The sequence below is a fragment of the Methanoregula sp. genome (assembly GCF_028679125.1).
In the GTDB taxonomy this organism is placed as follows: domain Archaea; phylum Halobacteriota; class Methanomicrobia; order Methanomicrobiales; family Methanospirillaceae; genus Methanoregula.
Genome location: NZ_JAJRCG010000010.1, coordinates 1 through 17,057, shown reverse-complemented (window position 1 = coordinate 17,057; position 17,057 = coordinate 1). Strand labels below are relative to the sequence as shown.

Sequence of the window (17,057 nt, the reverse complement as noted above, 5' to 3'; positions counted from 1 at the left end):
CAGTCATGAGTACAGAATAATACCGGGTATCTGTCAAATACCCATCGTTCTCTGCAGAGTACGGGACGGATCCCGCATCCGAACCTATATCTGGAACACAACACAAGTCTGATCGATAAGGCAACCACCATGATCACCGCCCGCAACCTCCGAAAAGATTTCGACGGCTTCCTGGCACTCGATGACGTCAGTTTCAGTTTTGAGGATGGCGAGATCTTCGGGATCATCGGCCACAACGGGGCGGGCAAGACCACGCTCCTGAAGATCATGTCCGGCCTCATCGCCCCCACTTCCGGCGAACTCTGCATCAATGATATCGATGTGATCAGGAACCCGATGGCCCTCAAGGAGAATCTCGGGTACCTTCCCGAGGAGTCACGGCTCTACGAGACTATGACCGCGGAGAACTACCTCGCGTTCTTCGGAGAGATCTATGGGATCTCTCCGCAGGAGATCCGGATCCGGACGAACCAGCTCTTCGCCGCACTCTCGCTTGAGCCGGACGGCAAGAAGATCGGGGAATTCTCCAAGGGGATGAAACGCAAGGCCGCGATTGCCCGCTCGCTGATCCACGACCCGGGCTTCCTCGTATACGATGAGCCCACGAGCGGCCTCGACCCGATGACCTCGCGGTTCATTGCCGATTACCTGCGCCGGCTCCGGCAGGAGGGCAAGACCATCGTCCTCTCTGCCCATAACCTGTACCAGGTCGAGGCGATCTGTGACAGGGTGATGATCCTCCGGAGGGGAAAGGTGGTAGCGTTCGGTTCCATGAAGGAGCTCCGCGAACAGTTCGGTTCGCTCACCTACACGATCTTCTTCTCCATCGATGATCCGGCAAAACTCCTCGGGCATTCGAAGACCTACCGGCAGGAGGAGGGATTCTTTGTCTGTGATGCAGAGGAGATGACGGATCTCAACGAGTGCACGGCCGCTATCACGGAAGCCGGTGGCCGCGTCGAGAAGATCGAGTCGCGGTACCCGTCACTGGAAGAGATGCTCCTGAAGATCGGGAAATAGGTCCGGGATCGGCAGATCGATAAATCACAACTTTTATTGGCCGGTCTCCCGAAGTGTACAAGCACACAGAAAGGACCGGGTCAACGGTACCTTTCAGGAACCAGGTATGGTACGCATCCTCATCATCGATGATTCATCATTTCAGCGCAGGATCCTCTCCTCCCTGCTCGAAGAGATGGGGTATACAATTCTTGTGGCTGCCAACGGCAACGAGGGTCTGGATGCGGCCCTGCGGGAGAGACCCGACCTGATCATAACAGACCTGCTCATGCCCGACCTCGATGGTCTTGCGTTCCTTAAAAAAGCCAAAGAAGCGGGCCTCTGCATGCCGATCATTATCGTAACTTCAGATATCCAGACTGCCACGCGGGACCGGTGCCTTGCCCTTGGCGCTACCAGGGTCATGCACAAGCCGGTCAAAAAAGAAGGGCTTGCAGAAACGGTCAGACAGGCACTGGATAGCGGGAAGGCTTAATGGAGATCGATGACGAGGCTCTCGACGCAATAAGGGAGCTGATCAATATCGGTGTTGGCCGGGCGGCCGGCATGCTCAACGAGATGACCGGTTGCACGATTCGTCTCCGCGTCCCGACTGTCCGGATTGTGACTATTGACGAACTTGCCGGGGCAGAAGGAATCCATGCCGGAGATACCCTTGCCACGGTCACCCTCACGTTCGAGGGCCCGTTCTGCGGCCTGTCTGCCCTTGCCTTCCCCCCCGGGAGCGCGGCCGCGCTGGTCATGCTGCTCTCGGGTGAACCGGCAGAGAGCCCGGAACTCGATGCACTCCGTATCGAGACCCTGAAAGAGGTCGGCAACATCATCCTCAACAGCGTCATGGGATCGATCGCCAACATCCTTGAACAGCACCTCTCCTACTCGCTGCCACGATACCTGGAGATCAATGTTCTCACGCTTGCACGCACTGCCAATCCCCGGAGTCCTGATGAACGCGTGATCCTTGCCGACACACATTTTACCATCGAAGACCGGGAGATCGAGGGCAGCATCCTGTTGATCCTCGAAGTGGGATCCCTTGAATCATTGCTTAACGCCATCCAGGAAATGAGTCCATGAAGGTCGGCACGGAACCCCTGCATGGTCCGGGCCGGGTGGTGACAGACCGGAACTGGGAGATGTTCGATCCCCTGCCGGTCGGGATCATTCTCATCGACCGGGATTATACGGTCCTCTTCTGGAACCAGTGCATTGCCCGGTGGACCGGTATTTCCCGGGACGCGATGGTGGGCTGCGATCTCCGCACGCAGTTTGCGCATCTTGCAAGCCGGGTCTATACGTCACGGATCGACCAGGTCTTCGAAGGGGGTCCTGCAGCAGTATTCTCCTCGCAGTTCCACCCCCATTTCATCCCGGCACTGCTCCAGAACGGCGATCTGCTGGCCGAGCATGCCTCGGTCATCCCGTTCGACCATAATGGAATGCGCCTGGGAATGATCGTAATCGAAGACATCAACGATCTGGTCAGCCAGGTCAGGATGTACCGGGCAACGCGACAGCTCGCGAACCTTGAGATTGAGGAGCGGAAAAAGGCACAGGAGGCACTGCACGCGGCAAACGCGAAGCTGAACCTGCTCTCCAGTCTTACCCGGCACGATATCCTCAACCAGGTGACGGGGATCACCAGTTACCTCTACCTGCTGGAGAACGGTCTTGAACCCGGGTCGCAACAGAACGAATATGTGCAGAAGATCTCCCACCAGGTCGAGGTGATCACCCACCTGCTGGAAATTACCCGGGAATACGAACAACTGGGGATATCCGCGCCGGACTGGTGTGATGTGCGATCGATCGTGGAGCATTCAGCACAGGACGTGTTCGCCGGCAGTATCGGGATCGAGAACGCGTTACCGGCGCTCGAAGTGTACGCCGACCCGATGTTCGGGAAGGTGATCTTCAATATTTTCGAGAACGCGAAATACCATGGGAAAACGGTGACCACCATCCGGGTCGGGTTCTCCAGCGATAAGGACCAGGGCATCCTCACGCTTGAGGATAATGGGGTCGGCATTCCGGCGTCCGAGAAGACACGGATCTTTTTGAAAGGAGTTGGTTCCCGGACCGGACTCGGGCTCTACCTGTCGCAGGAGATCCTCTCTATAACCGGCCTTGAGATCCGGGAGACGGGCACACCGGGGACTGGCGCCCGGTTCGAGATCCTGATCCCCCAGGCCATGTTCCGGGTTCGTGCCCGGTAGACCTGCGACGTTTTCGGGCATTCACCGGACACGGTAAATCGTTATACTATCCTGACCGCTGCCCCGCGGTTCCGGGCCATGGTGATGAGGGTCGTCCCGCCACAGGCATGTTCCTGCATGAAGGACCGGGCAGCCCGCTCAAGATCCGGTACATTGGTGTCTCCCAGCGCAAAGACGGCCGGACCGAACGAACTCATGCCCGCCCCGGCTGCGCCGGCGTTCCGGAGCGTGGACAAGAGCCCGTGAACAACCGGTGGCTGGAGACTGAGCTCGACTTTCTTGAACCCGAGGCTCTGCACAGTATTGATCGCGGAGCCGAAGAGATCGAGATCGCGCTCCACAAGACCCGGCAGCATCCGCATCAGCACCTCATGACTCAGCGCCCGTACCTCATCGAGCGGCACCGGGCACCGGGTCCGGAAGATATCCGCTTCATGGCTGCCGTTCGCCCCGGCCGGAAGGTCCGGGACCGCGAGCAGAATTTTCCAGTCCTGCGGGAACTCGTGCCGGACAATCACCGGTGCGGGGCTGACACCCCGTGATGCGGATGACGGGCGGAAGTCCGCCTTCTCCCCGCCCGCACCGAACCGGTGGCCCCCGTCGATGATGAACCCGCCGTTATCGAACGCCGCAGTGCCGATACCGGACGTCCCGCCCCGGCCCACGAGCCGGGCAAGCTCGCGTGCGGGCATGTGCCGGTCGTGGAGCTCCGCGATTGCTTTTGCCACCGCAAGCGCAATCTGCGACCCGCTTCCGAGACCGATGTGGGACGGGAAGGATTTCCTTACCGTGATCGCAACGCTTCCGCCAAGACCAAGATCCTTCAGCACGCTTGTTGCCACCTGCACGATCCGTTGCTGCGTTGCCGGGTCGCAGCCGTGCACGGCAAGGACCGGGGATAGTTCGGCCTCTATCAGGATGCCGGGCTCGTCCAGCGTGATGCCGATGCCGCCGTCCACCCGGCCCGACCCGCCGTGCATATCGATCAGGGAGACATGGAGCCGCGAGGGCGTGTCCACGATGACACGCCGGGTGTCGAGGAAGCGGTTGTAAGGGAACTGCTCCTCGATGAAGATGAGCGGTTTGCCACCATGGATGATCTGGTACTGCCGGGCGAGGAGCGGCTCGTTCTTGCAGATGGAAAATAATCTGCCGGCCTCTTCTGTTGCCGGAAGGACACGGGCGTTCAGGATCTCCCGCCGGGCCTCGATGTGGTGCTGTTTGATGATCTTCCCGATGGGGATATCAGCCCGCAACAGATCGTCTCTGAATTCCGGGGAGAGTCTGTTGACGGGTGTGTGCGAGACCGCGTAGATCAGCACCTCGCCGCTGCCCTCGGTCTTGATCTCCACGATGCGGAAGTTGACCGGGTCTCCTTCGGCAATACTCAGGTTACCGGCCGCGGTACGGTCAGCAGGTACGATCTCCTGTACGAGCGTCCTGATGACAACTTTTTTCCCGGTGATCGATTCGAGGATCTGCGTAACCGACCCGTCCGTGCCCAGCAGGAATTTCTGGACCGGCGAGATCCGGCCAACCTGCGCCTCCATCTCCCGGATTGCCTCTGCGATGTCCATCCTACCATCGTTATCTCAAGGATAAGATAAGGATGCTGATGCACCGCGTCCGGAAAGAATTAAAAAATTAAAAAATAAAATTTAAAAAAATCCGGACGATCAGCGGCGGGTCCGCGAGCGGCCGGAATATTTTGCCGGTTCGTTTCCTTTCGGCCCACCGGCCGGCACGTGTCCGGTAATCTCCGCAAGCGATTCTCCGGTCAGCCGGCCCTTCTTCCCTATCACATCCGCGGGCCGGAGTGCGAGAACACGGCCCGTCATCACGTAACTTTCGCTGAAGAGATCGAGACCGCCGGTTTCAAAATCATCGATCGTGAGCGGCAGGCACGGTGCATCGTTCGGCGCCTTGCTGCTCACCGGGCAGACCCGGATCGTGCCCGGCTCTTCCGTACGGATCACGACCACCGGCGGGTCTTCGCGGCCGTCCGGTCATCGAGCGCCACCGTGGCCAGCAGGACATCGCCTGCCACATACTGCCCCATGCCGGTAGTATCCGGCGCAAAACGGCATAAGGGATTGGATCGCCCCGGACCGATCCTTCCGGGGACCAGTACTCAAATAAGCCCGTAACGGGCTCCGTTTGCCAAATAGACGATTCGCATTTCCGGCTGGAGTGGATGCAGTGTCCACGCCCATGGAAAATCGGACGAAATGGGGTTTATTTTGAAAACAAAGCGATTTTAACCCCACTTCAACCTGCAAAATAGCGGGCGTCCGGCAGCCCCTGTTTTTCCACAGACTTTGGGACGCGTAAAAATATCCGCCCTCCGGCGGCCGCTATGACCGTTTTAGAGGGGGTCACGGATTTACGACGGTAAACCCCGCTGCGGGAAGGATTCTTAATACAAAAAAGACAACGTGAAGATCGATGACGCGTTGCGACAACTGCGGCAGCGAGACCACGCTCCCGTTCACCTGCCAGCACTGCGGGGGAATGTTCTGCGCCGACTGCCGGCTCCCGCCCAATCACAACTGCACGGGCATTGTGAGCTGGAACCAGAAACCCCGGCCCGCGGTCGGCATGAGTTACAGCCGGGGCGGCGGAGTTTCAGTGACAGGCGGTGCGGCCGGGGAATTGCGGCAGAAATCCCGGAAGAAAGAGACCGCGATTCCCTATCTCTGGATCATGCTTGCGATCATCGGCCTGGTCATTCTCGGGCTTGCGGGACTCATGCTTGCAGGGTTCCGCCTTTGAAGACGGGAGATCTCCATCAGGCGAATTGAAAACCTCAACCCGCCCGGAATCCCCGTGGGAATCCGGTGGCCGTCCCGGCATCCGATCCGTTTGTCTGTGCCCAGTACTTCACGAATTATTCCTCCGCGAATCCTGGAAGTGTACACTACCTGCCAAAAACCTGTGAATAGTTCCACCATTATGAGCATCACAATCGATCTCCGGCAAAAAAATTTCAACCACCCCCTCACCCCCTGCTCAAATTTTTTCATGCAGGGTCTGGTTGATTGGGAAACCATCTCACGTCGGCAAATCAAAATTTTTGTAGCATGTACATACATATTGCCGGATAATTATCCGATTATCGCCTCATCAACTGACACCTCATGATCTCGGTTGAAAATTTTTCAGCAGAGTCTGCTTGAAAAAAATGCTCTGGAGAATACCTTAATCCAGACAAATTGTATGAATCCACTACGTCTCTGAAGTTTCCTCCGTGAATCGTGGATAGTCAGCAACTCGTATCCCATCCCATCCCCCAGTATCTTCAAAGAACTGAAACAAATCTTCGTAAATCGTTCTTGAGACCACGGAGAACCCGGGCCAGAAAATTTCATGAAAGAGACACCTTTTGTTCGGGCTCAAATTTAGTGAAGTACTGGTGCCGGCTTCTCGCTCATCGTTTTGGGATTGGTTCCGTGTTGTGGACCAAAAAAGGCTGCGTGAAAGGAATCCCTTTTTTCAGGCCGCAATTGGTAAAATTTTATCACAGAATTCGTTTAAGTCCGGGCATGCGAGTACACCTCATTCAGTCTGGCACCTGAACGGATCGATCCGGCTCAGCAGCCGGAGGTGTAGTATGAAACAGAGAAAAAATGTAGTTCTTGTTCTTGCCGTCATCATCGTGATGATCGGCATCTCGATAATTCTTGCAGAGCAGTTTTCGGTTGCGGAGTCTTCCCGGGAGACTCCTGGCACTGACGGCACCAGTATCCCGGCGCTCCCCGTTACAGCAATTTCCGTTTCAACAACGGCGGTTGCCACCGGCACAATGACAAAAACACCGGATGTAACGATCTCGCGGCAGCAGGCACAGGCCCTTCTGGATGAATGGGAAATGGATGAAGGGGTAATCCATGGCTATTTCGTTGCCGGTGTCTCCCTGACCGACCGGTATCCCGGGAAAATCCTGTACGAATTCTCCTTAGTACCGGATAACACCTCCATCCGCGAGACGAATGCAACACTCTTCATCGATGCGGAGACCGGCGATCCCTACAATCCCCTCCAGGATAAGGCAGGGATCACAATCGAACAGGCAAAGGCAAAGGCCCGCGGTGCATTCCCGGAACTTTCAACTGACCGGGTCAGGATCCGGTTTAATGACGGATCGCAGTACATGCGGAGCTGGGCTTTCGAGCTGATGAAGGGTGAGGAGAAACTTGTCGAGGGCGGTCTTGATGCAGACACGGGCGAACTGAGCTCGTACTTCATTGGCATCACGCGTCTGGACCGGCCCGAGACGCCATCTGTCACGATGGATGCTGCACAACAGACGGCGGATCGGGAGATCCGGGAACGCAACGGCGATATATCGATCGTCTTGGTCGATGCCCGGCTGGACCCGCTTGGGATGCCCGGTGAGAAGATTGCCGGGCAATATGTCTTTGTTTACAACCGGATCATCCGCGGCGTTCCCTGCGACAGCGACGGTTTCACCATCACGGTCGATTCCGTTAAAGGAAATGTTGTCGAATACCGCAAATCGTGGAGTCTTCCGGAGAATGCCGTCGCGTTGCCAGCAGAACCTTCTGTATCAAAGGACACGGCGATAGCAACCGTGCAGAAGGAAGCAGAGAAGATCTACCCGGCTTCCGCTGCCAGCTTCCATATTGTCTCCACGGATCTTCGGTGGAAGGATTTCCACAACCCGGACAAGGTTGTGCCCGCTGCGGGTAGCGTTCCGCTTGCCTGGAGGGTTGAGTTCGATGACGAGTCAATCAGGGGCTGGCAATATCCGATCCCGGCAACCGGGTGGGTGGATGCAAGGAACGGGAGCCTGCTGGATATCTATTACCGGCACGAGCACTGATCAAATCCCTTTTTTTCATAACCGGATGCCGAAGGGCATCAGGGATGTTATTTTCAGGAGACGGGTGCGCTCCTCCGTTAACATTGTCACTGGTTCCAACCTGAAAGACAAGCGGTTTCTTCCGCTGCGAATTTAACGGATTCTCAAGTACCGGGATATCCGGGGATCGACAGATCCTTAAGATGTCTGCACTACTCCTGAAGTCCTTACAGGATACGTAAAAAAATGACACAGAAATCACTTAACTACCTGTTCTGATACTGGTTCAGAAACAATCGGGAGTTAATGATGACAAATTCTGGAATAATTCTTGCTGTGAATATCCTCGTGCTCACTATTTTCATGGCCGCACCGGCTGCGGCCGACCTGACATTTGAATCCAGCTGTCCGAAGACGATTGCGGAAGGGGATGCGTTCACGGTCCACGGGACCGGTGCAACAAACGGATCTATTACTCTCATGGTACTTGGCCGGCACTATTTCCATACTCTCAAAGCATCCCCTGATACCCGGGGGAACTTCTCTCTTACCCTTGGACCGGAAGTGACCCGGAATTTTTCTGCCGGTCAGTATGCGTTCGTGATACTGGATCCGGGCGCAAATAAGCAGTACGAGATCAACACCCGTATCTCCGGATCCGGGAACATCACGGTCACTGATCGTGGCATTACAGGAGCAGATCTGGGTTCCGTATCTGATCTCCGTGCTAGCGTCCAGCCGGAGGTTGCAGCCCTCTTTGCGATATCGGAACGAAAGGGTGTCGATGATATCATTCAGGCAGAGTATTTCTTTGTCGAGTTGCCCGCACTCCGGTTCAACCAGAAAAGCGATCCGATGACCGGCCAGTTGATTCTGGACCGCAACAATCCTCACAGTATAGTGTTTTCCGGGATCACCAACATGGCGCCGAAGGATTGCCTGAGCGCTCGGATTTACAATGCCACATCAGGAAAAGAGATCCTCCGAGATACCCTTCCAACTATCACACCCGCTGGCGGGACAGAACCGGGAGGGCATACCAACTGGAACACATGGTATTACAGTCTGGATACGGCACGGCTTATGCCCGGAGAATATGTCATTACGGTCGGCTGGGATAGGGAACCATGGTGCGGTACCGATTCGGCACTCTTTGTTGTCCCGGATGCGGAGACAACAGCCAGGCTCACAGCCGGGCCAAACCAGTTCTCACTTCTGAAACACGGAATCTTTTCCGGACTGTGAGCCGGTCCCCCAATCCTGCACTGAAGGTACCGGGAAACCTGCCACGGCAGAGACATCCCCAGTACTATTTTTAATAATTTTACTGGCCTCTCCGGTGAGTGAGTACTGCACAGGCCTGCCGGTCTTCTCGCAGTTCTGTTCGGCAAGTACGATCCCGTCTTCCATCAGGATATGCATGTGATACCAGAGCGCGGGTCCTGAAATGTTCAGGTTCTTTTTGAGTTCTATTCTCTGCGTGGCATCTCCATTCTCCAGCATTGAGAGGATTTGGCTGCGCTGGGGGTTGTCCCGGTGTGCCATGATCTTCTGTTCGAGTTCTGTAATCCCGGCCTTATGCATATAGTACCGGGTCAGACCCCCCTCTTTTGTTTCCTGCACAATGTTGAAGAAGGTGAGCTGGCCGAGGTGATAGGAGAGCGTGCCGCGGTTTATTCCAAGTTCTCGTGCAAGGGAACTGAAATGGCACCCGGGATGGGAGCGGATAAATTCCGCTATCCGTTCCCGCAGGGGATGATCGAGCAATGTCTTCCTACTTGTCCCGCGGAACCTGAACCAGAGAAAGAAACCCAAACTCCCAAAGAGAACACCCACAACAATCCGGGCCAGTTCGGGAGAGATCATCCCCACGTAATGGAGCACCATGATCTCCGGGGGGTGGAACATACGGGGCTGGCCATGGATCGATGGATCTCCCCACAGGAAGAGGGTGATAGTATTCAGGGACGCGTAGATACAGATGATAGCAATGAGAAGGAGGATCCCGTACCATGCAGCCTGCCGCAGGATCCTGAATATTCTTCTGACCTGCACCATTATCCCATCTTTTTAAAACATAATATTTAATACATTTGGTAAAATTTTGTCACAGAAATTTTAAGGCAATTTTTATCGTATCACCAGATTGGATGCACGATTCACTTGCAGTGAAGCGTAAAAAAGCGTGCGTTCAGGTGAAAAAATGGTAAAAGGACTATATCGGCAACTAGCATTGCTTATCGTTATAAGCATACTCTGTATCGGCGCCCTGCCGGCTGTAAGCGCGGCAGATGCAAATGGGGGTTCAGTTCGGACATCTTCTGCAAGCCCGGAGCAGATCGTGTTAATCAACAAACTCTGGGGTTCTGACATTACTGTCGGAGAGTACATGGAGAAAGTCCATCCTGAGCACCTTGTGGGCGTTTCGGATGAGGTGAAAAAGGATCTGCACGAGCATAAGATGATCTGGCCCGACGGAAATAACCAGGATAGATTTTCTGAGCTGTCAAGAACGATAACCATGCACGTAAGTGGGTGGATAACTAAAGTCAGTAGTACCCGAATCCGATATGGGGGAACATCAACTGTAACGGGTATGAGCGACCCCCCCGGCTATATTTATATTGAGGCTTTTTTAATGATGGATGAAGCTACACAAGTAGATTCAACCTCTGCCTCATCCACCGATGGGATATATACGATTAGTACTCAAGACAAGTTGTATATGTGGCCAGAGGCTGGAAACTACGATGTTCATACCTTCGGATACATTAGCCATCCCTATCGTGAGGCGTCCGGCGAATCGGATTCAATAACAATCCCATAATCTTTTTCTCTTTTTACTGCTTAGTCACGATGATTCACAGACCTTGGAATTGAGTTTCATGAAACCTCTATTACAGATGTGTGGAATTTTCCTCTTCATTCTCCTGGTGACTACTCCCGTGGCCGCGCTCCTCTCCGGTACAGACATCCCCTTCTATTCCCCCCATATCACAGAAGATGAATCCGGCAACCCATATTTAACCTATTCGGAGCCTTTTAACCTTGACCGCGACCGGATTGTCTGGCAGACGGCCCGACTGACACCATCACCTACAAAGTATATTTCCAGTACCATCTGGATGATGAACATGTCCGATGGGGAGACGCGAATCCTTGCCACCACACATTCTCCCGATCACTCGTATAGGGTCGACACCCCCTTTGGTCTGGCGGGCGAGCATGTCGTGTGGAGTGAGAATTCCACGATTTTCCTGTACAACCAGGCAACCGGGGAAACATCTGCCCTCACCCCCGATGAAATAAGTGTTGAGGATCCCAGCCTCATGCGCGATAACCAGTATCCGGTCATTTCTGGTGACCATGTCGCTTGGATACGGGTTCAGATTTACCCGATCACGATGTACGAAATTGCCCTCTTTAACCTGACAAGCCAAGCCCGCCGGGTTATTCACACCGGGCCCGGGAAAATCAGTACCCTTTCCATGGACGGTTCCCGGATTGTCTGGTCTGATGATCGCAACGAACCGGGCAGCGGTGATATTTATCTGTTCGATTTGGATCTAAATGAGGAGATCCCCCTTAGCACAGCGCGGCATTCCCAGTATTGTCCTGAAATCTCGGGAGACTATGTTGTCTGGCGAGATTTCCGTGACGGAAATCCTGCAACGTATCTCTATAATCTGACTTCAGGGACAGAGTACCGGATCAGCAGGGACTTTTTCAATGCATATGCACAACAGATATCCGGAGATCTGATTGCGTGGAAGGAAAATTCTATCTTTGACACGCGCGATGAGCCGTCGGGTTCAATTATTGTCTATTCTATTTCCTCTGGTGCCCGCGAAGTTCTACCCATCAGCACAGAGTTTCCCCGACTGTTCGATATAGATGGGAACCGGATCCTCTGGGCCTCCTATGGAGAGGATCCTAAGGACAAACTCAAAAAAGATGGCTACATCCATTTGTTTGTAATTAACACTCCGAATCTGGATCCCGTTCCAGAGCTCACGCCTCAGTCAGATGGATTCAGAAATCATACCCTTACACCAGAAAAAACTGCATCCCCGACACCCACGCACTCCTCACCCGGGCCTGCAGTCCCGCTCGCTGTTGGCTCTCTCCTGTTGTTCACCGGAATGTGGTGCCAATACAGACGAGGATGATCCATCTGGCGCGATCCTTGAACCGCATAGGGATGATCGGCTCCGGCCCCCCGGACCCTGACCTCCTTTTCCGGATCAACCCCCGGCCAGCCCCCTCCGCTGGGGGCTGGGGAGAGAGTCTCTCCAAAAACCCCGTAAAATGCCCGAATTGCCAAACGGAGCCTGGTCACTTCCGGCCGGAGTGGATGCAGTGTCCACGCCCATGGAAAATCGGACGAAATGGGGTTTATTTTGAAAACAAAGCGATTTTAACCCCAGTTCAACCTGCAAAATAGCGGGCGTCCGGCAGCCCCTGAATTTACACAGACTTTGGAACGCGTAAAAATAACCGCCCTCCGGCGGCCGCTATGACCGTTTTGGAGGGGGGGTCACGGGTTTACGACGGTAAATCCCCCAGCGGGAAGAGTTCTTAATACAAAAAAGACAACGTGAAGATCGATGACGCGTTGTGACAACTGTGGCAGCGAGACCACGCTCCCGTTCACCTGCCAGCACTGCGGGGGAAAGTTCTGCGCCGACTGTCGGCTCCCGCCCAATCACAACTGCACGGGCATTGTGAGCTGGAACAGCAAACCCCGGCCGTCCGTAGGTATGAGTTACAGTCGGGGCGGCGGCGTGAGCGCAACCGGTGGGATTGCAACGGATACCCGACGCGGGCCGGCAAAGAAAGCGGCCGACGGGATCCCGTACCTGAAGATCATGATCGCTGTCATTATCCTGATCCTGCTTGGACTTGCGGGACTCATGCTTGCCGGGTTCCGGATAGGATGAGTGGGTCCCATTGTAACGTGTGAGCCTTGTCAGAGGGGAACGAAAAACAGGCACCGCATACTCCCCGCCATTTTTTTCGGAGACTTCAAAAATTTTTGCTACACATCCTCAGGTAAAACCCGCCGTTCTGGCCATGACGAAGATTGCCGGCTTTTCCGGGCAGACCTGCCATGAGCTGTTTCACTCACACCGGCTATTGGTTTCTGGACCGGAAACAACAAGGTTAATTTTTTTTATTTTTTTTCAGCAGGCCGGATCCAAATCTCCGTGTCGCATTGGTCCATTCGGGTCATCTCACTTCCTGACCCAGGGAATATGAGAATAAAATCGTAAGAACTGCACAATCCTTTTCAGGTTTGTAAAAAAAATTTCTTTATGACAGATACTCCGGATATACCTGCCAGAACATGGATTGCCGGTATTTTCTCCGCAATCCTCCTGGTGGCAGTCGTTCTCGCCCTCGCCATCATTGTCCTTCCCGGCACGGTCTTCCTTGCAATCAGCAACTATCTCCAGATCATCACCGCACTTGCCGGCGCTCTTGTCCTGATCGGTCTCTGGCATCGGTCCGGTGATCGGCAGGTCCATCTCTGGGCCGGTGCCGGGCTTTTACTCTGGGGGATCGCAAACATCGGATGGTACGTCATGATCCTCCTGGGGATGAGAGATGTGGTCTTCCCCAGCATCATCGATGCGGGGATCATCGCTTCGATCCTCATCCTGGTGTTCGCGCTCCGCAGGGGATTTGCCACGAAACCGGTGGCGCGGTATCTCTCCCTCTGCATCATTGCAGCCGCGATCATCATCGCCGTAACGGTCATCGGTATCGCCGGCCTGAGCCCCGCAACGCTCGTCACCCTCATCTACTTTGCCGCTTCCGGGGTCCTGCTTACCACCGCGCTGAACTACGTGCCAAAAGAGGCCCCGATGGTCCTTTGGGGCGTGGCGATCTTCGCGCTCACGTTCATGATCTATCCCCTTCGCGAACTGTTCCTGATCACGAACACGATCCTCCCGGTTATCGGAACCTTTGTCGTCATCGGTTTTTCCCTGATCGTTCTCGGGCTGCTCGGGGTCTGTGTCCCGAAAAACACAGCGTGAGAGCGCCCCCGGCAGGCAATCCATTTTTCCTGTATCCACCCGGGTGGGAGGCGGTATCCATCACCGGTCAGGAACGTATTTCTCGGTCCACGTACGATAGATTGGTATCGTTGGGATATTCGTATGTTACTCGAACTGCTTGATCTGATTATCGGTATCGCATTCGGATTTTTTCATAAGGGCCAGGAAGATTACCGGGGGCTCCTCAAGAACAGCGCCATCATCGGCATTGTCGCGAGCATTGCCTTCACCCTCGTGTCGATGTTCCTGCTTCCCGCAACTGTCAGCACCGTTGCCGGTCTCTTTGGAGTATTCAGTATTATCGTTATGATCATCCTCTATGTGCTCATCTTCATTGTCGGTGCGTTCATCGGTGACAAACTCGAAACCCTCCTGAAAAAATAATTGAACCGGATTGCGCGGGATAACCCCGCCTGCATTTTTCATGGGAGTGCCCGGAAAACCTTCCTCCTCCCTTCATTATAATATTCCCCGCCGCCTACTATCTGATCAGGAAGATTATACCATGAAGATCCTTGCTATCCACGGGAGCCCTCGGACGATCCGGAGCACAACGCGACAACTCACCCAATCGGTGCTGGCCGGGGCCGCAGAAGCCGGCGCTGATACGGACCTGATCGATCTCTGCGATCTCCGGGTCACTCCCTGCACCGCGTGCGAGGGCTGTTCGTTCAACGGAGTCTGCGTGTACGATGACGATGTCCCGACCCTTGTGCAGCGGATGAAGGATGCTGACGGGATCATCTTCGCCTCGCCCGTGTACATCGACAATGTCTCCGGCCAGATGAAGATCTTCTTCGACCGGCTCGCGGACATAATCCACTACCAGGTTCTCTCCGGGAAATACGGCTGCTCGGTTGCGAGCACCCACACCTCCGGAGGCGACGGGATTGTCGCGTACCAGAACCATGTGCTCAACTACCTTGGCGTGATTGCGGTGGGCGGGATCAGCGTTGCAACGGGAGGGGACTCAGGAGCCGTTGATGCCCGCGAGGCGGATGCCCGGGCGCTCGGGAAAAAACTCGCGGATGCAATTAAAGGCGGGTTCTCTGACCCGAAACAGGAAGAGGAAATTACCAGCAACCGGGAATTTTTCCGGGATCTTGTCATCGAGAATAAGGATTTCCGCACCGAAGATTACGAGCGGTGGGTGCGGATGGGCTGGATACCATAGGAACAGAGGGATGCAGATGACGACCCGGGAGTATATCGGGAGTACGTGATCACGGGGAAGTATGCCCGCACGGTCGGGGCGACAGCGTACCGGCAAACTTCAGGAAGGCATCCATGCACTGCTTCCGGTCTTTTGCGGAGACGCTCCAGGTTTCCGAGGCCCCAAACCGACCGACAAATGCATCGGGATCCGCTCCGGTTCCATCGCACCGGTTCAGGAATACCACGAACGGTACCTGTGCCGCATGGAGACTGTCGGAGAGGTGACTGGTGAACTCATCGGGAGGAGCCGTGACGTCTACCAGAAGAACCGCCCCGTCCATTCCCCGGGCAATGATCTCCCGGGCAAACTCGAAACGTTCCTGCCCGGGCGTTCCATAGATGTGGATGTTACAGCCATTATTCTGGATCCGCCCGAAATCGAGTGCCACGGTCGTGGTTCCCCCGGCACAGTTCGCCTCGATGTGTTTTGATCCGGGATCCAGGGTCTGGATCATCGTGGTCTTTCCCGCCCCGAATGCACCAAATACAACAATTTTCAGCTTGGTATCATCTGCCATTGGCTATAATCTGGAACGATAGGGAGTTTACCGTTTCGGTCCGGGGATGAACCAGAAAACCAACCGGGTCCGTAGGAAAAATGTATAAAAAAAGGGACTGGGTAATGGGGTGTTGGGGTAATTATACCGAGAGATAATCGGCCGGGGTGGGCATCTGTTCTTTTAAGCCCTTGCGCTTGCGGATGGCAACGACAACTTCCTTGACCATGTTGTTCGGCACAAGCTCGAACCCGGCGAACTCGGTGTTCCACATGGCACGGCCTTCCGTTGCCGAGCGGATGTCTCCGGCAAACCCGAAGAGTTCTGCAACCGGTGCCTTGCCGACAACGGTGATGGTATCTCCCTCGCTTGCCATGTCGAAGACCTGGCCGCGCCGGCCCTGGATCTGGGAGGTTGCGGCCCCCATCTGGTCCATCGGGACCGTGATCTGGATCTTCTGGACCGGCTCCAGGAGCGAGTCGCCTGCAATCAGCATGCCACCCTTGATGGCGCCACGGACTGCGGGGATGACCTGTGCGGGACCACGGTGGATTGCATCCTCGTGGAGCTTGACATCGGTGAGGGTCATCTTGAGGTTCTGGACCGGCTCGTCCGCGAGCGGACCGCCCGCGAGTGCCTCGTGGATACCTTCGATGATCAGTTCCATGGTCTCGTTGAGGTACTGGATACCCTTCGTCCGGTCGAAGAGCATACAGGTGCCCTTGATGTCCTTGACACTCTTGGCATCGTCCTTGTCCATGCCTGCCGCGACCAGGACATCACGGCGCTCGATCTGCTGCTGGTTCATCGAGACATCGCCCTTCTTGATCAAATCGACGATGGCATCAGGCAGGGGTTCGAGGGTAAAGTAGAAGCGGTTGTGCCGGTTCGGGGACTTTCCTTCAACATTTTCCACTCTGCCGGTGACGGTCTCACGGTATACCACGATCGGTTCGGAGGTGACGATCTCGACACCCTTGTCGCGCTTGATACGGCCGGTGACGATCTCGAGGTGCAGTTCTCCCATACCGGAGATGAGGTGCTCGCCGGTCTCCTCGTTGATGGTGATGATCAGCGTCGGGTCTTCCTTTGCCACCTGCCGGAGCACTTCAACGAGCTTGGGCAGGTCCTTCATGTTCTTGGCTTCGACCGCAACGGTCATGACCGGTTCAGAGTAGTGCTTGAGTGACTCGAACCCTTCCATCTCCAGGAGCGAGGTGACGGT

Annotated in this window: 17 protein-coding genes and 1 pseudogene; 13 read left to right on the top strand and 5 right to left on the bottom strand. The window is 55.2% G+C overall.

Annotated elements, in window-relative coordinates; translation table 11 throughout:
• Positions 1-129 precede the first annotated feature (129 nt).
• The 4 genes from LUQ43_RS08245 to LUQ43_RS08230 all read left to right on the top strand — a co-directional run bounded on the left by LUQ43_RS08245 (position 130) and on the right by LUQ43_RS08230 (position 3,236).
• Complete coding sequence (locus LUQ43_RS08245) at positions 130-1,020, top strand: ABC transporter ATP-binding protein (RefSeq protein ID WP_299966167.1); 891 nt, start codon at positions 130-132, stop codon at positions 1,018-1,020.
• 106 nt (positions 1,021-1,126) lie between these two features.
• The gene (locus LUQ43_RS08240; RefSeq protein WP_299966164.1) at positions 1,127-1,495 is read left to right on the top strand and encodes a response regulator; all 369 of its coding nucleotides are present in this window, start codon (positions 1,127-1,129) and stop codon (positions 1,493-1,495) included.
• Complete coding sequence (locus LUQ43_RS08235) at positions 1,495-2,097, top strand: chemotaxis protein CheC (RefSeq protein ID WP_299966162.1); 603 nt, start codon at positions 1,495-1,497, stop codon at positions 2,095-2,097. Before LUQ43_RS08240 ends, LUQ43_RS08235 begins: the two co-directional genes overlap by 1 nt.
• A complete protein-coding gene (locus LUQ43_RS08230) occupies positions 2,094-3,236 on the top strand; it encodes an ATP-binding protein (RefSeq protein ID WP_299966160.1) in 1,143 nt (380 codons plus the stop codon). Before LUQ43_RS08235 ends, LUQ43_RS08230 begins: the two co-directional genes overlap by 4 nt.
• A 41-nt stretch (positions 3,237-3,277) precedes the next feature.
• Here the strand turns inward: LUQ43_RS08230 and LUQ43_RS08225 are convergent, their stop codons facing one another.
• Both LUQ43_RS08225 and LUQ43_RS08220 read right to left on the bottom strand, forming a co-directional pair.
• Positions 3,278-4,813: a beta-ribofuranosylaminobenzene 5'-phosphate synthase gene (locus LUQ43_RS08225; RefSeq protein ID WP_299966157.1), complete on the bottom strand. Its 1,536-nt coding sequence runs from the start codon at positions 4,811-4,813 to the stop codon at positions 3,278-3,280.
• A 99-nt stretch (positions 4,814-4,912) separates the two neighbouring features.
• On the bottom strand, positions 4,913-5,212 hold the full coding sequence (locus LUQ43_RS08220; protein ID WP_299966155.1) for a type II toxin-antitoxin system PemK/MazF family toxin: 300 nt from the start codon (positions 5,210-5,212) through the stop codon (positions 4,913-4,915).
• A 469-nt stretch (positions 5,213-5,681) separates the two neighbouring features.
• Here LUQ43_RS08220 and LUQ43_RS08215 point away from each other — a divergent pair, with 469 nt between their 5' ends.
• From LUQ43_RS08215 to LUQ43_RS08205, 3 genes are all read left to right on the top strand, one after another.
• Complete coding sequence (locus LUQ43_RS08215) at positions 5,682-6,008, top strand: AN1-type zinc finger protein (protein WP_299966153.1); 327 nt, start codon at positions 5,682-5,684, stop codon at positions 6,006-6,008.
• An 838-nt stretch (positions 6,009-6,846) separates the two neighbouring features.
• Positions 6,847-8,079 carry a YcdB/YcdC domain-containing protein gene (locus LUQ43_RS08210; protein ID WP_299966150.1) on the top strand — a complete coding sequence of 411 codons (1,233 nt, stop codon included), beginning with the start codon at positions 6,847-6,849 and terminating at the stop codon, positions 8,077-8,079.
• A gap of 285 nt (positions 8,080-8,364) precedes the next feature.
• On the top strand, positions 8,365-9,303 hold the full coding sequence (locus LUQ43_RS08205) for a hypothetical protein (protein WP_299966148.1): 939 nt from the start codon (positions 8,365-8,367) through the stop codon (positions 9,301-9,303).
• Here LUQ43_RS08205 and LUQ43_RS08200 read toward each other — a convergent pair.
• Complete coding sequence (locus LUQ43_RS08200; RefSeq protein ID WP_299966147.1) at positions 9,268-10,116, bottom strand: ArsR family transcriptional regulator; 849 nt, start codon at positions 10,114-10,116, stop codon at positions 9,268-9,270. The two genes, LUQ43_RS08205 and LUQ43_RS08200, sit on opposite strands and share 36 nt — an antisense overlap.
• A gap of 145 nt (positions 10,117-10,261) precedes the next feature.
• On the opposite strand from LUQ43_RS08200, the gene LUQ43_RS08195 reads away from it, so the two are divergent.
• From LUQ43_RS08195 to LUQ43_RS08170, 6 genes are all read left to right on the top strand, one after another.
• Complete coding sequence (locus LUQ43_RS08195; protein WP_299966146.1) at positions 10,262-10,885, top strand: hypothetical protein; 624 nt, start codon at positions 10,262-10,264, stop codon at positions 10,883-10,885.
• A 58-nt stretch (positions 10,886-10,943) separates the two neighbouring features.
• Complete coding sequence (locus LUQ43_RS08190) at positions 10,944-12,227, top strand: hypothetical protein (protein ID WP_299966143.1); 1,284 nt, start codon at positions 10,944-10,946, stop codon at positions 12,225-12,227.
• Positions 12,228-12,665: 438 nt separating this feature from the next.
• Positions 12,666-12,998: an AN1-type zinc finger protein gene (locus LUQ43_RS08185; protein WP_299966141.1), complete on the top strand. Its 333-nt coding sequence runs from the start codon at positions 12,666-12,668 to the stop codon at positions 12,996-12,998.
• Between the two features lie 375 nt (positions 12,999-13,373).
• Entirely contained in the window at positions 13,374-14,099 is a 726-nt protein-coding gene (locus LUQ43_RS08180; protein ID WP_299966139.1) for a hypothetical protein, read from the top strand.
• 123 nt (positions 14,100-14,222) lie between these two features.
• The gene (locus LUQ43_RS08175; protein WP_299966137.1) at positions 14,223-14,504 is read left to right on the top strand and encodes a hypothetical protein; all 282 of its coding nucleotides are present in this window, start codon (positions 14,223-14,225) and stop codon (positions 14,502-14,504) included.
• 121 nt (positions 14,505-14,625) lie between these two features.
• Positions 14,626-15,294 (top strand): flavodoxin family protein, encoded by a 669-nt coding sequence (locus LUQ43_RS08170; RefSeq protein WP_299966135.1) that lies wholly within the window; start codon positions 14,626-14,628, stop codon positions 15,292-15,294.
• A gap of 49 nt (positions 15,295-15,343) precedes the next feature.
• Here the strand turns inward: LUQ43_RS08170 and LUQ43_RS08165 are convergent, their stop codons facing one another.
• Positions 15,344-15,853 carry a GTP-binding protein gene (locus tag LUQ43_RS08165; protein ID WP_299966133.1) on the bottom strand — a complete coding sequence of 170 codons (510 nt, stop codon included), beginning with the start codon at positions 15,851-15,853 and terminating at the stop codon, positions 15,344-15,346.
• Between the two features lie 121 nt (positions 15,854-15,974).
• Positions 15,975-17,057, bottom strand: a pseudogene (locus LUQ43_RS08160) (elongation factor EF-2); the annotation flags it as partial.

Excerpts from the sequence above, each read along its gene's own strand:
- LUQ43_RS08245 (WP_299966167.1), top strand. The coding sequence starts at position 130 with ATGATCACCGCCCGCAACCTCCGAAAAGATTTCGACGGCTTCCTGGCA.
- LUQ43_RS08240 (WP_299966164.1), top strand. The coding sequence starts at position 1,127 with ATGGTACGCATCCTCATCATCGATGATTCATCATTTCAGCGCAGGATC.
- LUQ43_RS08235 (WP_299966162.1), top strand. The coding sequence starts at position 1,495 with ATGGAGATCGATGACGAGGCTCTCGACGCAATAAGGGAGCTGATCAAT.
- LUQ43_RS08230 (WP_299966160.1), top strand. The coding sequence starts at position 2,094 with ATGAAGGTCGGCACGGAACCCCTGCATGGTCCGGGCCGGGTGGTGACA.
- LUQ43_RS08225 (WP_299966157.1), bottom strand. The coding sequence starts at position 4,813 with ATGGACATCGCAGAGGCAATCCGGGAGATGGAGGCGCAGGTTGGCCGG.
- LUQ43_RS08215 (WP_299966153.1), top strand. The coding sequence starts at position 5,682 with ATGACGCGTTGCGACAACTGCGGCAGCGAGACCACGCTCCCGTTCACC.
- LUQ43_RS08210 (WP_299966150.1), top strand. The coding sequence starts at position 6,847 with ATGAAACAGAGAAAAAATGTAGTTCTTGTTCTTGCCGTCATCATCGTG.
- LUQ43_RS08205 (WP_299966148.1), top strand. The coding sequence starts at position 8,365 with ATGATGACAAATTCTGGAATAATTCTTGCTGTGAATATCCTCGTGCTC.
- LUQ43_RS08200 (WP_299966147.1), bottom strand. The coding sequence starts at position 10,116 with ATGGTGCAGGTCAGAAGAATATTCAGGATCCTGCGGCAGGCTGCATGG.
- LUQ43_RS08195 (WP_299966146.1), top strand. The coding sequence starts at position 10,262 with ATGGTAAAAGGACTATATCGGCAACTAGCATTGCTTATCGTTATAAGC.
- LUQ43_RS08190 (WP_299966143.1), top strand. The coding sequence starts at position 10,944 with ATGAAACCTCTATTACAGATGTGTGGAATTTTCCTCTTCATTCTCCTG.
- LUQ43_RS08185 (WP_299966141.1), top strand. The coding sequence starts at position 12,666 with ATGACGCGTTGTGACAACTGTGGCAGCGAGACCACGCTCCCGTTCACC.
- LUQ43_RS08180 (WP_299966139.1), top strand. The coding sequence starts at position 13,374 with ATGACAGATACTCCGGATATACCTGCCAGAACATGGATTGCCGGTATT.
- LUQ43_RS08175 (WP_299966137.1), top strand. The coding sequence starts at position 14,223 with ATGTTACTCGAACTGCTTGATCTGATTATCGGTATCGCATTCGGATTT.
- LUQ43_RS08170 (WP_299966135.1), top strand. The coding sequence starts at position 14,626 with ATGAAGATCCTTGCTATCCACGGGAGCCCTCGGACGATCCGGAGCACA.
- LUQ43_RS08165 (WP_299966133.1), bottom strand. The coding sequence starts at position 15,853 with ATGGCAGATGATACCAAGCTGAAAATTGTTGTATTTGGTGCATTCGGG.